General features: G+C 67.9%; 13 protein-coding genes and 1 tRNA gene. 6 read left to right on the forward strand and 8 right to left on the reverse strand.

All coding sequences use genetic code 11. The features are described from left to right. Positions 1–6 precede the first annotated feature (6 nt). The 5 genes from BLS34_RS04845 to BLS34_RS04865 form a co-directional block, all read right to left on the reverse strand. On the reverse strand, positions 7–1,053 hold the full coding sequence (locus BLS34_RS04845) for an OmpA family protein (protein ID WP_093148556.1): 1,047 nt from the start codon (positions 1,051–1,053) through the stop codon (positions 7–9). 4 nt (positions 1,054–1,057) lie between these two features. Continuing rightward, complete coding sequence (locus tag BLS34_RS04850; protein WP_038013871.1) at positions 1,058–1,516, reverse strand: FecR family protein; 459 nt, start codon at positions 1,514–1,516, stop codon at positions 1,058–1,060. Positions 1,517–1,641: 125 nt separating this feature from the next. Further along, on the reverse strand, positions 1,642–2,754 hold the full coding sequence (locus BLS34_RS04855) for an NAD(P)/FAD-dependent oxidoreductase (RefSeq protein ID WP_093148557.1): 1,113 nt from the start codon (positions 2,752–2,754) through the stop codon (positions 1,642–1,644). Between the two features lie 122 nt (positions 2,755–2,876). Continuing rightward, positions 2,877–3,659 (reverse strand): SDR family oxidoreductase, encoded by a 783-nt coding sequence (locus BLS34_RS04860; RefSeq protein WP_093148558.1) that lies wholly within the window; start codon positions 3,657–3,659, stop codon positions 2,877–2,879. Between the two features lie 131 nt (positions 3,660–3,790). Next, positions 3,791–4,447 (reverse strand): flavin reductase family protein, encoded by a 657-nt coding sequence (locus BLS34_RS04865; protein ID WP_028793745.1) that lies wholly within the window; start codon positions 4,445–4,447, stop codon positions 3,791–3,793. Between the two features lie 360 nt (positions 4,448–4,807). Here BLS34_RS04865 and BLS34_RS04870 point away from each other — a divergent pair, with 360 nt between their 5' ends. Next, positions 4,808–6,931, forward strand: coding sequence for a PAS domain S-box protein (locus BLS34_RS04870; RefSeq protein ID WP_093148559.1), 2,124 nt, complete (start codon positions 4,808–4,810; stop codon positions 6,929–6,931). An 11-nt stretch (positions 6,932–6,942) separates the two neighbouring features. Here BLS34_RS04870 and BLS34_RS04875 read toward each other — a convergent pair whose 3' ends face one another. After that, positions 6,943–7,752 (reverse strand): alpha/beta fold hydrolase, encoded by an 810-nt coding sequence (locus BLS34_RS04875; RefSeq protein ID WP_175474097.1) that lies wholly within the window; start codon positions 7,750–7,752, stop codon positions 6,943–6,945. 296 nt (positions 7,753–8,048) lie between these two features. Here BLS34_RS04875 and BLS34_RS04880 point away from each other — a divergent pair, with 296 nt between their 5' ends. Beyond that, a complete protein-coding gene (locus BLS34_RS04880; RefSeq protein WP_028793743.1) occupies positions 8,049–8,618 on the forward strand; it encodes a PAS domain-containing protein in 570 nt (189 codons plus the stop codon). Between the two features lie 85 nt (positions 8,619–8,703). Here BLS34_RS04880 and BLS34_RS04885 read toward each other — a convergent pair. Both BLS34_RS04885 and BLS34_RS04890 read right to left on the reverse strand, forming a co-directional pair. Then, a tRNA-Ile gene (locus BLS34_RS04885) sits at positions 8,704–8,779 on the reverse strand. Positions 8,780–8,968: 189 nt separating this feature from the next. Next, positions 8,969–10,483: an ABC-F family ATP-binding cassette domain-containing protein gene (locus BLS34_RS04890; RefSeq protein WP_093148563.1), complete on the reverse strand. Its 1,515-nt coding sequence runs from the start codon at positions 10,481–10,483 to the stop codon at positions 8,969–8,971. Positions 10,484–10,878: 395 nt separating this feature from the next. Here BLS34_RS04890 and BLS34_RS04895 point away from each other — a divergent pair, with 395 nt between their 5' ends. The 4 genes from BLS34_RS04895 (at position 10,879) to BLS34_RS04910 (ending at position 14,492) form a co-directional block, all read left to right on the forward strand. Beyond that, complete coding sequence (locus BLS34_RS04895; RefSeq protein ID WP_093148565.1) at positions 10,879–11,178, forward strand: hypothetical protein; 300 nt, start codon at positions 10,879–10,881, stop codon at positions 11,176–11,178. Between the two features lie 131 nt (positions 11,179–11,309). After that, positions 11,310–12,209 (forward strand): pantoate--beta-alanine ligase, encoded by a 900-nt coding sequence (panC, locus tag BLS34_RS04900; RefSeq protein WP_093148567.1) that lies wholly within the window; start codon positions 11,310–11,312, stop codon positions 12,207–12,209. Positions 12,210–12,297: 88 nt separating this feature from the next. Further along, the gene (locus BLS34_RS04905) at positions 12,298–13,362 is read left to right on the forward strand and encodes a tartrate dehydrogenase (protein WP_028793739.1); all 1,065 of its coding nucleotides are present in this window, start codon (positions 12,298–12,300) and stop codon (positions 13,360–13,362) included. Next, a complete protein-coding gene (locus tag BLS34_RS04910) occupies positions 13,359–14,492 on the forward strand; it encodes a threonine synthase (protein WP_245701915.1) in 1,134 nt (377 codons plus the stop codon). Before BLS34_RS04905 ends, BLS34_RS04910 begins: the two co-directional genes overlap by 4 nt. Positions 14,493–14,494: the final 2 nt, after the last annotated feature.

A 14,494-nucleotide genomic window follows, 5' to 3' on the forward strand; every position in this document is an offset into this window, starting at 1 on the left:
CCCGTCCTACCGGACCACGATCTCGACCCGGCGGTTGCGGGCCTCGGACACGCCGTCGGCGGTGGGTACCACCGGCGCGCGCTCGCCATAGGAGACGACCGTCACCACCCGCTCCGGCACGCCGAGGCCGAGGACCTCCTGGGCCACCAGTTCCGCCCGATCCTGGGCGAGCTGGTCGTTGAACGCGGCCGAGCCGCTCCGATCCGTATGGCCGGAAACCTCGACCTGAGGCAGCTTGCGCTGGCCCACGACCTCCAGCACCTCGCTCAGCTTGCGGGCCGAGTCCGGCGTCAGACGGTCCGTCCCCTGCTCGAAATACAGCAGGAAGGCGACCGGCGGCGTCGGTCCGGCGGCCAGGGCCGCGCCGAACACGGCCTCCACATCGGCGACCAGGAAGGTTCCGGTCGACTGCGGCGCGCTCTGGGTATCGCCGGTCACCGCGCTTTCGCGCTCGCGCTCGAGCACCACAGAACCCTGCGGGGTCTCCACCCGGATCATGCCGACCACCCCGTCGGTGTCCGGCAGCAGCACGATCAGCGCCCCGTCGACCGCCGACTCGATCGCCGTCACGGCGGCCAGGAAGATCTCGCGGCAGCGGGCGATGTCGTCCGCCTGATGCCCCTCCTCCTGTTCCTGCATCCAGCAGTCGAACGCCGCCTGGCCGCGGGCGCTGTCGGGCCCCACGATCGAGCGCGCGCCGGCGCCGAACAGAGCGACCAGACGGGCCCGGGCGGCGCCCAGTTCCTCCTGCGCCGCGTCGGACAGGGCGCGGTCGTCGAGCCGCTCCGGCGGGAAGGCCTCGCCCTTGGCGGCGCGGATCGCCCGGTCGTAGAAGCGGGCCGTGTCCGGCCAGTCGTACTCGGCGCGTTCCATGTCGCCGAGCGCCGCGTATTCGCGGCTCAGATCCCGAAGGAACGGCGAGTCCTGCGGCGGCAGGTCCGACAGGCCGTCGGTGTCGTAGGGGCCGACCGCGCAGGCGGCAAGGCTCAAGAGCGCCCCCACGACCGCGAGGCGGCGGAGGCGAAGGACGAGCGGTGCGAGATGAACGGTCATGGCATCAGTTCCCCGCCGGCGCCGGCACGCGGACCGCGAACCGGGTGCCCCGGACCGCGACGACCGAGAGCGGCGTCTTTATCTGGATGTTCTCCGGCGCGATCTTCCCGATCCGGCCGGACTGATAGACCATGGTTCCCTGCAGGATCTGGCCGAAGAAGCCGAACGCGTCGCGCTGCGGCGCGAACTCGAAGGAGGACAGCTCGAACCGCGAGTTCGGGCCCAACGAAATAAGAGTGCCGTCGTTCAACGTGACGCCGACCGCGCCGGCCGCACCGGTCCGCAAGGTATCGGCCCGATGGACATCCAGCCCCTCGACCGCCACGATCACAGCGCCGGCCCGTTCCACGGCCGCTTCGCCATCTACTACCTTGACCGTCCCGATGGCCGGCCCGAAATCCTGCGCGCTTGTCGGCAACACGACCGAGAGCGCGAGGAGAAGCCCCAAGAGCAACCCACGCATTTTCTGTCTCTTTGTCCGTTTCTTATTGCCCCCACCCCCGTGCGGGCTAAGGCGGAACTCTACCTTCCCGGAGCAACGCGGTCGACAGTTCCGCTGCAATCTGGACAGCGCGTACCGACGACCTGTCAGCCGGCCGCGAAACGGCCAAAGGCGAACGGGGCGAGCAGATCCGGGCGGCGATCCTCGAGCGCCCAGTCGGCCAGCAGTTCGGTGACCGCCGGCGCGATCGCCCAACCGTGGCCGGTCCAGCCTGCCGCGTAGATCACATGCGGATTGCCGGGCAGCCGGTCGATCACCGGAATGCCGTCGATGGAGTCCGCCTCCAGGTGATCGGTATCCGCCGCGTCGATCTCGATGCCCTCCAGGGCGGGATAGACCGCGACCGCGTCGGCGACGTTGGCGGCGACCTCCTCCGGGATCGGCGTGCCGCGGCCGGTGGCGTGGTTCCAGGAGCCGAGCCGGCCGCCGGAGATCATCAGCCGCCCGTCGGGCTCGCGCTTGAGCGAGAGGATGCGGCTGGCATGGCCGACCAGGTGGCGAACCGGGTTGTCGGTCAGCGGCTTGGAGACCAGCACCTGCAGCGCAAGGTTCCAGGTCGGCAGGTCGAGCCACGGACTGATCAGCGACCGCACGCCGCTGTTGGCCAGGATGAACAGGCGCCCCGGCACCGGGATCTCATCGCCGTCGGCGGTCGCCACGGCGACCACCTTGCCGTCCCGCGTCACCAGGCGCTCAACCTTCACGCCTTCGCGGATCGTCGCACCCGCCTTCACGGCCATCTCGGCATAGGCCTTTGTGGTTCGGGCGTGGAACGCCACCCCGTCCCCCGGACAGTGCAGGGCGGCCTGAACGAACGGCGCGACGCCGGGCTCCAGCTCCCGCATTTCCGCCTCGCTCAGGAACGACGTGGGAATGCCGAACCGGGTCTGCAGGGCGGCGCGGGTCTGCGCCCTGGGCAGGTCCACCGGCCGTTCGATCAGTTGTAGATGTCCGGTTTGCTCGAACAGCGGCTCGGTGCCCAGGGTCTCGTGCAGCTCGGGCCAGATCCGCCGCGCCCGTGCCATCAGCGGCAGCTCGCGATGATCGCGGCAGTTGGCCCGCACGCCGCGCCGTCCCGGCCCGCCGGAGGCGCCGGAGGCGACCGTCTTCGCTTCCAGGAGCTCGACCGCCTCGCCACGCTTGGCCAGATGCCACGCCACGGCCGCCCCGTAGACGCCGCCGCCGATGATGAGGGTCATGCGATCTCCCGTGGGCCGTACCGTTGCGACGGCGCCATCTTCGAAGATGCCCGGGCCGGGCGCCAGGGGCTGAATGCAGTATGATGGCTCGGGCCGGGACCGTCAGGCCAGGGCCGGAACCGTCAGGCGAGGGAATGGGTGTGCCCGTCCACCGGGAGGGCCAGGCCGGAGATCTTCGCCCCCGCCGGCGAGGCCAGGAACAGGGCGGCATCGGCCACATCGTCGGCGCTCACCCAACTGCGCAGGGACACGCCGGCGACGTATCGCGCCCGCAGTTCCGCCTCGGTCAGGCCCGTCGCCTTCGCCTCGTTGGCGAGCACCCGGTCCATGCGCTCGCCCTCCACCGAGCCGGGGCAGATCGCGTTCACCCGCACACCGTAAGGCCCGAGTTCCATGGCCAGGGTCTTCATCAGGCCGATGATGCCCCATTTGGACGTGGCATAGGGGCTGCGGTTCGGATAACCGTGCAGCCCGGCCGAGGACGACATCAGGATCAGGGAGCCGCCGCCGCCCTCCTTCAACACCCGGGCCGCCCAGCGGCAGGTCAGGAAGGCACCGTCGAGGTTGACGGCGATGCAGGCGCGCCACGCCTCCAGGCTATGGCTCTCGATCAGGCCGGCCGGCCCTCCGGTGCCGGCATTGGCGATCACCACGTCGGCGCCGCCCCATCGCTCCTCCACCTCCAGGAAGAACGCCCCCATCTGGGCCTCGTCGGTGACGTCGGCCGGACGGGCGATCGACCCGGTGATGTCCGCGCCGGCGGCGGCCACGGCGGCCGCGTCGACATCGCACAGCGCCACCCTGGCCCCCGCGGCGGCGAAGCGGCGGGCATAGACCAGACCGATCCCGGACGCGCCGGCGGTGATGACGACACGGGCGTCGCGGAACGTGTCTTCGCTATACATGGGAAGCCTCGGCGCGGTGGATGCGGATATGGCCTCCTAGAGCAAATCCCGATCGGATGGAAACACCTGATCGGGCTCTGGAGCACACGGACCGTCGCTTCAACCGGTCGCCTTCCCGAGGCCGGGCCGGTTCAGCGCGACCGCCCCTCCAACCCGGCCGCCGCCGCGCCGCTCGCTCCCGGGACCCGCATCTCGAAGACCTCGGTCACGCTGGTGTAGTCGTAATAGCCGAGGCGGGCGAGCGGCCGGATCCTGGGAATGTCGAGCTTGCCCTCCGGCGTCACCACCGCGTCATCCACGTGGATACGGACCACCTCGCCATAGACCACGTCGACCCAGCCGTGGTTCGAGTTGCCCTGAAGACGGTGCGTGGACAGGTAACGGCACTCGAAATGCGCCGGGCTCTCGGCGACCCGCGGTCCCGGGGCGTCGATACAGGGCGCCTTGGTCACCCCGGCGCGCTCGAACTCGTCGACCTCGCACGGCAGTTCCATGGCGGTGATGTTCACCGCCTCGCGCAGGTCGTAGGTGGCCATGTTCCAGACGAACCAGCCGGTCTGCTCGGCGTTGACCACCGTGTCCTTGCGCCGCCCGTCGCTGAGTTGGTTGGCGGCGAACATGACCATCGGCGGATCGAAGGTCAGATTCTGCCACTGACTGTACGGCGCCAGGTTCGGCACGCCGTCGGTGGAAACCGTCGACAGCCAACCGATCGGCCGCGGCACCGTGCAGCTCTTGAAGGGCGAGAACGGCAGCGGGCAGGGCTCGCTCGCGGGGGCGTAATGCATCGGGTGTCTCCTCGTCGCTGTCGCAAGACCGTAGGAGAGATCAGCGCGCCGCGAAACCGCGTCGATGCGCGGAGCCCGGGGATGCGACGACCGCCGGAAAATTTCACCCCAACGGAGAAATTAACCAATATATCTAGGATTTTACGAATATAGGCAGCTGTAAAATCCTGGGCCTCGCATGATCCGATCAAAGCCGAGGATCGTATGATTGTATTCAACAATCCATTCCCTCGGCGGGCAGAGTAGTGCTAAGCACTCGGCGCCAATCTTCGCCCGTTCAACTTTCCCATCACCGCTCCGCCCAAGAGAGCAGCATGTGGCTGATCGGAACTCCGGAATACACACACTAGGAGAGTTGCATTGTTTGAGCTTCTGACCGGCGGTCTGGGCATGCGCTCGACTGGCGCGACTCTAGGCGCGCTGAGCAAATCACAGGCCATCATCGAGTTCACCCCGAAAGGCAAGATCCTGCGGGCCAACAAGAACTTTCTGGACGCGATGGGCTACCGGCCGGGCGACGTCATCGGCAAACACCACTCGATGTTTGTCAGCAAGGACTATGCGGGATCGAAGGAATACCGGGAATTCTGGGAGACGCTGGCCAAAGGTCAGTTCCTGCGCAGCGAATTCCGCCGGGTCCGCAAGGACGGCTCGGAGATCTGGCTGCAGGCTTCCTACAACCCGGTCAAGGGCTTGGGCGGGCGCGTGGTGAAGGTGGTGAAGCTGGCCACCGACATCACGGAGGAAAAGCGCCGCGCCGCCGAAGTCCAGGGGCAGATCAACGCCATCCGCCGGTCCCAGGCGGTGATCCATTTCGCGCTCGACGGCACGATCCTGGAAGCGAACGAGAATTTCCTGACGACCATGGGCTACTCGGCCGAGGAGGTCGTCGGCAAACACCACTCGATGTTTGTCGAAGACACCGAAAAGCACTCCGGCGAATACAATCAGTTCTGGGATTCCCTCGGCCGCGGCGAATTCCATGAAGGGCAATTCCGGCGGCTGGCCAAGGGCGGGCGCGAGATCTGGATCCGCGCGACCTACAACCCGATCCTCGATGCCGCCGGCCGGCCGTACAAGGTGGTCAAGTTCGCCTCCGACATCACCAGTTCCAAGCTGCGGTTCGCCGATGTCGAGGGCCAGATCGAGGCCATCAACAAATCCCAGGCGGTCATCGAGTTCGACCTCGACGGCACGATCCTGAAGGCCAACGAGAACTTCCTGAAGACCATGGGCTACTCGGCCGACGAGGTGGTCGGTCGACATCACCGGATGTTCGTGGCGCCGAACGAGGCCAAGGCCTCCGCCTATGAGAGTTTCTGGACCAATCTAGGCCTCGGCCACTACCAGTCGGGTCAGTACAAGCGGATCGGCAAGGACGGCCAGGAGGTCTGGATCGAGGCTTCCTACAATCCCATCCTCGATATGAGCGGCCGGCCGTTCAAGGTGGTGAAATACGCCACGGACATCACCGCGGATATCCGCCAGAAAGAGCATTTCAACATCCTGTCCCTGGTCGCCAACGAGACCGACAATAGCGTCATCATCACCGACGCGGAAGGCCGGATCGAGTATGTGAACGCCGGCTTCACCCGGCTCACCGGCTACGGCGCGGACGAGGCCATGGGCAAGATCCCGGGCCGGATGCTGCAGGGCGAGAACACCGATTCCGAGACGGTGCGGCGGATCCGCGAGAACCTGTCGTTGCGCAAGCCCTTCGTCGAAGAGATCCTGAACTACACCAAGGACGGCCAGCCCCACTGGATCTCGCTGTCGATCAACCCGGTCTTCGACAAGACGGGCGAGCTCGAGCGCTATGTGTCGGTGCAGGTCGACATCACCGAGACGAAGCTGCGCGCCCTGGAAGCCGGCGCCCGGATCACCGCGATCGAGCAGTCGAACCTCGTCCTGGAATGGGACAGCGAGGGCCGGCTGTCGGCGGCGAACGAACTGGCCCTGAGCGCGCTCGGCGCGCGGTCGGTCGACGCCGCGCGGAGCATCGCCGGGCTGTCGCTCGACAGCCTGTTCGACCCGGCGGCACGCGATCAGCTCCATGCCGGAGAGGCCGTGGTGCGCGAACTGTCGGTGAATATCGACAACGCAGCCCGGCTCTATCTCGCCGCGACCGTCCAGCCGCTGCGCGACGTGCACGGCTCTCTGCAGCGGGTGGTCATGTACGCCACCGACACCACGGCAAGCCGGACCTCGATCGAGAAGACCCGGGAGATCATGGACGAGGTGCTGAACCGCATCCATGTCACCGCCGGCAACATCTCGGGCGTGTCGGAACAGACCAATCTGCTGGCCCTGAACGCCACGATCGAGGCGGCGCGGGCCGGGGATGCGGGTCGCGGCTTCGCCGTCGTCGCCTCCGAGGTGAAGATCCTGGCGTCGCGCTCGGCCGAACTCTCCACGGAGATCGCCAGCCTGATCTCGGAGACCCAGCAGCAGATTGAGCAGTTCCGCTCCGGCACCAACGGGTGAGCGGAACGCGATCAGAGGCCGTCGAGGAAGGACTTCAGCGCGGCGTTATAGGCGGCGGTGTCCTCCAGATACGGCGCGTGGCCGACCCTCGGCAGGACGGCGGTGCGAACCCGCGCCGACCCGCGCGCCAGGGCATCCAGCAGAGCGCCGCTCAGATCTGGGGTGACCGTGCGATCCTCTTCCCCGGTCAGGACCAGGACCGGAAGCGACAGGGCGGCCAGGGCGTCGGCGTTGTCGGCCTCGGCGATCAGGCGCATGGCCTCCGCCAGCCCCTCGCGCCGGGTCTCCGCCGCGATGCCGGTCAGACGCTCGATGATCTCCGGGGCGCAGCCCGGCGCCGCCATGCTCTTCGCCCGCCGCGCGCCGTATTCCCGTGCCGGCAGGGTTTCCAGTTCCGTCAGACGGGCGAGATAGGGCTCGCTGAGCGGCGTGCCCGCCGGTTGGCGCCGGCCCAGCAGCGTGCAGGACAGGGCCAGCGCGCGCAGCCGGCCGGGATACGTGCCGGCGAAGCGTCCGGCGACGACGCCGCCCATCGAATGGCCGAGCAGAACGAAGGTCGGCAGATCCAGCGCGTCCACCAGTGCCGCCAGCGTCGCGGCATAGGCGTCCGCGGTCGGGGCGACCGTGTCGGACAGCCCGTATCCGGGCGCATCCCACGCGGTCACGCGCCACGAGCCGGAAAACGCTTCGATCTGCTCCTCCCAGGTGCGGGAATTTCCGGCGAGGCCGTGCAGCAGGACCAGATCGGGTCCGGATCCCGCCTGCCGGTACGAAATGCGGCCATGGTCGAGGTCGAGGGTCTGGCGGTCGGGGAAGGCCATGGGCGTCAACTCCGAAGAAGTCCGGCCCGTTCCGGGAGGCATTGAGGCGGGCTTTACCATCCGTAGAGCCAACCTGGCTCCCCATCAATGGCTTAACGCGCGCGCGCCCCATTTCCGCTGGGCGGGATTCGACGGTAACGAATATGCAGCAATTTAAATTAATTAGTTCTTATGACTTGGCCCTTACGGTCCACAACAGATCGCGATTGGAGGATGTGCAGGTGCCGAACCCTGGGACCAATAACCTTCAGTGTGGGGAGCTGTGCGCCGGCCGCAAGCTGCCCCTCGGAGAATACGTGCCTGCCTGCGCGTGCGACCGCGGCGACATCCCGGCGGCCTTTCCCAGGTTCGGCGACGACACGCTGAAGGGGTTCCTGCGGTACTGGCTGACGCTGTACGTCGACGGCCGCGTGCCCGAGCGCAAGGATTTCGACCCGACGCGCGTCCCGTCCCTGCTGAGCCGCTTCTGGATCATTCAGCGCGAGCCCGGCACCGGCCGCTACAAGTTCCTGCTGGCCGGCGAGCAGATCCGCGCGCTGTTCAACCGCCGCGTGGCGGACATTTACGTGGACGACCTGTTCAAGGACCACGAGACGGAGATGCACCTCGCCCTGAGCGAGGTGATCGACACCCCGGCGATCCACTATGCGGTGGGGCCGCTCTACCGGGCCGGCATGTATCCCCTGCACACCGAGCGCCTGGCCCTGCCGATGGCGGAGGACGGCGTGGTGACGTCTGTCTACGGCGCGACGCTGTATCGCCGTCCGACCGCCGCGCCGAGCACCGACACCGAATTCATCGACGGCGCAAAGCCGATCGTTCTGCCGATCCGCAACCTGCCCTGCCCGGGCTGCCTGATGCTGTGAGGGGCTACCTCGACCGGCGCTGCCACACGGCGGGGCGAACCGCCCCCGCAAGGTCCGACGCCCGATAGCCGGGCCACCCTGGAAATGGTGGGCCCGGCAGGATTCGAACCTGCGACAACACCGTTATGAGCGGCGCGTTCTGACCGCTGAACTACGGGCCCCCGGCCGCGGCGCGAAGCCGCAACCTCCGCCACCACTTATCGTCGCGCTGTCGCCACATTGTCAACGCGCGTAACCGGATCGACCGCATCCGGGCCGCTTTCGTCGCCCGCATCGGGGCCGATGACAGGCGCCCCGGAACGGGACCCGGTGGCGCCGTCTCCCGGCCGCCCGGTTCCCACGGCACCGGATCATCCGGCCATCAGCCGGTCGAAGACCGGATCCGGATCGTCGACCTCGACCAGCCGCCTGTCCTCGATCACCCAGATCCGCGTGGCGACGGCCCGCACGAAGGCGCGGTCGTGGCTGACCAGAAGGCAGGCGGCCTGGTGGCGGATCAGTTCCTCCTCCAGCATCTCCTGCCCTTCGATGTCCAGGTGGTTGGTCGGCTCGTCCAGCAGGAAGAAGTTCGGTTCCGTCTGACGAAGCAGCAGCATCGCCAACCGCGCCCGCTGACCGCCCGACAGACGGGCGATGGGGGCGGTTTGCGCATCGACGCCGATCCCCGCCCCGGCCAGTTGCGAACGCGCCACATGGTCGCTCAGCCCGCTGGACTGCTTGACCGCTTCCCACGGCGTGGCGAACCCGTCGAGCTGCGACAGCGCCTGGTTCGAATAGCCGAGCCTGAGGCTTGCCGCGCCGCGGATCTGCGGGTCCGCGTCCGACAGGGCGGCCCGCATCCGTTCGACCAGCCGGGTCTTGCCGCTGCCGTTCTCACCCAGCAGCGCCACCCGGTCGCCATTCTTGATCAGCGCCTTGCCGATCTTCACCAGCACGCGTCCGTCCGGCGTGGCGATCTCGGCCCCTTCCACCGTGACAAGAGCCTTCGCATGGGTACCGCTTGCGGTCAGGCGGATGTTGCCGGCGGAGCGCTCGTGATGGGCGGGGCGAGCCCGCTCCTCCAGCCGGTCGGCCCGGTCGGAAAGTTGCTTGGTCTTCACCACCAGCAGGTCGGAGCCGGAGTTGATGCCGATGTTCTTCAGCTTGGCCGCCTGCTGGCGCAGGGTCTTCACCTTGCGCATGTCGTTCTCGAACTGCCGGTCGCGGGCGGCATCGCGTTCCTCCAGCGCGTGCAGGGCGGCGGTGTACGACAGGGCGAAATCGGCGCTCTCCTGGGGGCGCAGGAAGAGGGTGCGGTTGGTCACATCGTCGAGAAACGCGCGGTCGTGACTGGCCGCCACCACGGCACAATCCCGCGGCAGGCCGGCCAGAAACCGCTCCAGCACGCCGATGCGACCGATATCCAGATGGTTCGTCGGCTCGTCCAGCAGCAGCAGGTCCGGCTCGACCACCGCCGCGCGGGCGAGCAGCATGGTTCGCTGCCACCCGCCGGACAGACGGCCGACTGCGGTGTCCCGGGTCGCCTGCTCCACGGCGAGGTCCTCGAGCAGGATATCCACCCGCCAGCTTTCCGTGTCGGCGATCTCCGGCGCGAGCGCGTCGCGCACCGCATCGTACAGACTGAGGGACAGCAGGCGCTCGGGCGGATCCTGGGGAGCGAAGGCAACAACCAGCCCCCGGGAGCGCGTGACGCCGCCGGTGGTGGCGTCCTCCCCGCCGGCCAGGATGCGCAGCAGGGAGGACTTGCCGCGCCCGTTGGCGGCGACAAGGCCGAGGCGGTCGCCCCGGGCGATCGAGAGGTCGAGCCCGGCGAACAGGGGCTCGGCGCGAATCAGGGAAAGGTCTTTGACGGCGATCAGGGACATGACGGTCTCATCGGAAGTCAGGATGGCGCGACACGCGCGCCGGAGAGGCTGACGGATGAGACGGCGATGCGTTTCCCGGTCAGCCCCGCGAGATCAGGCGCGGGGCGTGGACAGGTCCTCGGGTACGGTCATGGAAGCGCTGGTAGAGCACCGGCTTCCCCCTTCTTTCTTCGGCATCAGGGACACCGATTGATAGCCACACCGGCGCATCGTGACAAGCCGAACGTGCGACCGACACAAAACTGCAAAATAGGTCTGCATCACTGACCTTTGCTGCGATGCACAATTTCCCTTGTGCATCGCAGCAAAGAGGCTATCTTCAGCGTCAGGACGTAATCGCGTGAGCCGTCGAGAAACGATGGTCAGGGGAGCAATAAGAAGCCTAGATCCGGGAGGTGGACGTCTGCCAACACACCAAGGTGATCCACATGCATCCCTATACCGCGCAGGAAAACGAGTGGCTGTCCGGCCGCAATGCTAGCGAAGCCTCGGCCAGCAGCGCCTCTGTCCCCCCTCTCACCAAGCCGGTCGCCGTGATCGACGACGCCGTGATCCGCATGCACATGCGCCGCGGCGAGCGCATGCGCGCCGAGGAAGTCCGGCGCTGTGTCGTGGGCCTGTTCCGGCTGCCCATCATCGGCCTTCGGGCGCTGGGCGCCTATCTGAACCCGCCCGCCGCCAAGCCGCACCACTGAGCGGCAACACCCCGTCGCATCCGCCCCGGCCAGTGTCGGGGCGGTATGCGGGGGCGGTATGCGGAACGGGGCATCACGTCATGCGCAGTCGGAGACTGTTCGCCCGCCGACCGGTTTGATAGACCGGCGCCATGACCCAGACCCCCGCCCCCGGGGCCGCCTCCCGCTCGCCGAAGGATGAGCCGGTCGTCGCCCGCACAATTGCCGATCTCCGCTCCCTCGTCGCCGCATGGCGCCGCGCGGGACTATCGGTCGGCCTCGTCCCCACCATGGGTGCCCTGCATGCCGGGCATCTGAGCCTGGTGGCCGCCTCCCAGGACGTCTGCGACCGCACCATCGTGTCGATCTTCGTCAATCCGAAGCAGTTCGCGCCGGGCGAGGATCTGGACACCTATCCGCGCACCTGGGATAGCGATCTGGCCGCCCTGCGCGACGTCGGCGCCCATGCGGTCTTCGCGCCGATCCCGTCCGAAGTGTACCCGGCGGGTCATGCCACCACGGTCTCCGTCGCCAACCTGACCGACTGTCTCGACGGCATCGCCCGCCCCGGCTTCTTCGACGGGGTGGCCACGGTGGTCGCCAAGCTGTTTCTGCAGTCCGGCGCCGACAAGGCGTTCTTCGGCGAGAAGGACTTCCAGCAGTTCCTGGTGGTCCGCCGCATGGCCGCAGATCTGGACATACCCATCGACGTCATCGGCTGCCCGACCGTGCGCGAGGCCGACGGGCTCGCCCTGTCGTCGCGCAACACTTACCTCTCCGCCGCCGAACGCGCCCAGGCGCCGCGGCTGCACCAGGAGATGGTGAAGGTGGCCCATCGCATCCGCTCAGGCGACGGGGACATCTCCGCCGCCTGCGCCGATGCGATCGCCGCCCTGTCCGCCGAGGGCTTCGGGCCGATCGACTATATCGAGCTGCGCGACGCCGAGACCCTGGCCGCCCTCACCGGCACCGATCCGGTCATCCGTCCGGCCCGCCTGTTCGCCGCCGCCCGTCTGGGCGAAACCCGGCTGATCGACAATATCGGGGTGTGAGTCGCCCCCTTCCGCCGCCAACGCCTGCCCTCTATAACCGCGGACAAGGTCTTAAGAGAGCCAATCGACACGCGGGAGGACAGGCGGCATGGCCGAGAAGTTGAAGATCGCGGTGATTCCGGGCGACGGCATCGGCTGGGAAGTCGTGCCCGAGGGCATCAAGGTGCTGGAGGCCGTCGGCGCCAAGCACGGCCTGGAGTACGACTTCACCGAGTTCGACTGGAGCTGCGAGCGCTTCCACAAGACCGGCAAGTTCATGCCTGATGACGGGCTGGAGCAGCTCAAGACCCACGACTCGATCTTCCTCGGCGCCGTCGGCTTCCCCGGCGTGCCGGATCACGTTTCCCTGTGGTCCCTGCTGATCCCGATCCGCCGGTCGATGAACCAGTACATCAACCTGCGCCCGGTGCGGATGATGAAGGGCATGAAGTGCCCGCTGGCCGGCCGCGGCCCCGAGGACATCGACTTCTGGGTCGTGCGCGAGAACAACGAGGGCGAATACTCCGAGATCGGCGGCCGCCTGTTCCAGGGCACCGACAACGAGATGGCCATGCAGGAGACGGTCATGACCCGCAAGGGCTGCGACCGGGTCATGCGCTACGCCTTCGACCTGTGCCAGCGGGTCGGCAAGAAGAAGGTCACCTCGGCCACCAAGTCGAACGGCATCATCCACACCATGCCGTTCTGGGACGAGCGCTTCGAGGCGATCGCCAAGGAATACCCGGACATCGCCACCGACAAGTTCCACATCGATATCCTGACCGCGCAGTTCGTGCTGCATCCGGACTGGTTCGACGTGGTGGTCGGCTCCAACCTGTTCGGCGACATCCTGTCCGATCTCGGCCCGGCCGTGGCCGGCTCCATCGGCATCGCGCCCTCGGCCAACATCAATCCGGAGGGCGACTATCCCTCCATGTTCGAGCCGGTGCACGGCTCCGCTCCGGACATCGCCGGCAAGGGGATCGCCAACCCGATCGGCCAGATCTGGTCCGGGGCGATGATGCTGGAGCATCTCGGCCATCAGGCGGCGGCCGACGACATCGTCAAGGCGATCGAAACCGTGCTGTCCGAGGCCGGCCCGAAGACCCCGGATATCGGCGGTCAGGCGGCGACCAAGGATCTGGGCGATGCGATCGCGGCTGCCGTGAAGTGAGCGCGCCAGAATTGACCGCCTATGTCACCCGCGACGGCGCCCATCGCTATCCGGTCGACACGCCGATCTGGCGGTGCCCCGAAACCGGGGCGCCGGTCAACCTCACCGAGGGCGAGGGCCTGAGCCGGGGCGACATCGACACGACCGAGCGCTCGCTGTGGCGCTACGCGGCGGCGATCCGGGTCGACAAGGCGTCCCGGGTGCCGCTGGGCGAGGGCTGCACCCCGCTGATCCCCATGGCGCTGGAGGGCGGCAATGTCCGCCTGAAGCTGGAATCCCTGATGCCCAGCGGCTCGTTCAAGGACCGCGGCATGGCGGTGCTCGTCGCCTACCTGAAAGCCCACGGCATCAGCGAGGTGATGCTCGACAGTTCCGGCAACGCCGCCGGCTCGCTGGCCTGCTATGCCGGCGCGTCGGGGATCAAATGCACGGTGCTGGTGCCGGCCAGGACCTCTGCCGCCAAGGTGGCGCAGATGCGGGCCTATGGGGCCGTGGTCGAGCTGGTCGAAGGCACCCGCCAGGACGTGGCTGCCAAGGCGCTGAAGCTGGCCGAGGCGGGCGTGTTCTACGCCTCCCACAACTGGCAGCCGTTCTTCATCGAAGGTACGAAGACTCTGGCCTACGAGATCTGGGAACAGTCCGGCTTCACCGTGCCGGACAACATCGTGATCCCGGTCGGCTATGGCTCCAACCTGCTGGGCTGCCGGATCGGCTTCGACGAGTTGAAGCGGCGCGGCGAGATCGACCGGGTGCCGCGCCTGTTCGCCGCCCAGCCGGCCAATGTCGGCGCCCTGGTCCGGGCGTTCGTGGCGAATGCCGACACGCCGGTCGACTTCACCCCGCAGCCCACCATCGCCGAGGGCGTGGCCGCCGCCAAGCTGGTGCGCACGGCCGAATGCGTCGCCGCCCTGCGGGATACCGGCGGCGGAGCCGTGGCCGTCGCCGAGGAGAAGATCCTGCCGGCGGTCCGCATGCTGGCGTCCAAGGGCGCGCTGGTGGAGCCGTCCTGCGCGCTCGCCGCCACCGGCTACGACCAGCTCGTCGCCGACGGGACGATTTCCCCGGACCAGGACACGGTGGTGGTGATGACCGGCAACGGGCTGAAGAGCCTCGACGCCCTGATGGAGTAGGC

The sequence above is a fragment of the Thalassobaculum litoreum DSM 18839 genome (assembly GCF_900102465.1).
GTDB lineage: Bacteria > Pseudomonadota > Alphaproteobacteria > Thalassobaculales > Thalassobaculaceae > Thalassobaculum > Thalassobaculum litoreum.

What these genes read in the sequence shown, in the direction of transcription:
- BLS34_RS04845 (WP_093148556.1), bottom strand. Translation starts at nt 1,053, where the DNA reads ATGACCGTTCATCTCGCACCGCTCGTCCTTCGCCTCCGCCGCCTCGCG.
- BLS34_RS04850 (WP_038013871.1), bottom strand. Translation starts at nt 1,516, where the DNA reads ATGCGTGGGTTGCTCTTGGGGCTTCTCCTCGCGCTCTCGGTCGTGTTG.
- BLS34_RS04855 (WP_093148557.1), bottom strand. Translation starts at nt 2,754, where the DNA reads ATGACCCTCATCATCGGCGGCGGCGTCTACGGGGCGGCCGTGGCGTGG.
- BLS34_RS04860 (WP_093148558.1), bottom strand. Translation starts at nt 3,659, where the DNA reads ATGTATAGCGAAGACACGTTCCGCGACGCCCGTGTCGTCATCACCGCC.
- BLS34_RS04865 (WP_028793745.1), bottom strand. Translation starts at nt 4,447, where the DNA reads ATGCATTACGCCCCCGCGAGCGAGCCCTGCCCGCTGCCGTTCTCGCCC.
- BLS34_RS04875 (WP_175474097.1), bottom strand. Translation starts at nt 7,752, where the DNA reads ATGGCCTTCCCCGACCGCCAGACCCTCGACCTCGACCATGGCCGCATT.
- BLS34_RS04890 (WP_093148563.1), bottom strand. Translation starts at nt 10,483, where the DNA reads ATGTCCCTGATCGCCGTCAAAGACCTTTCCCTGATTCGCGCCGAGCCC.
- panC (WP_093148567.1), top strand. Translation starts at nt 11,310, where the DNA reads ATGACCCAGACCCCCGCCCCCGGGGCCGCCTCCCGCTCGCCGAAGGAT.
- BLS34_RS04905 (WP_028793739.1), top strand. Translation starts at nt 12,298, where the DNA reads ATGGCCGAGAAGTTGAAGATCGCGGTGATTCCGGGCGACGGCATCGGC.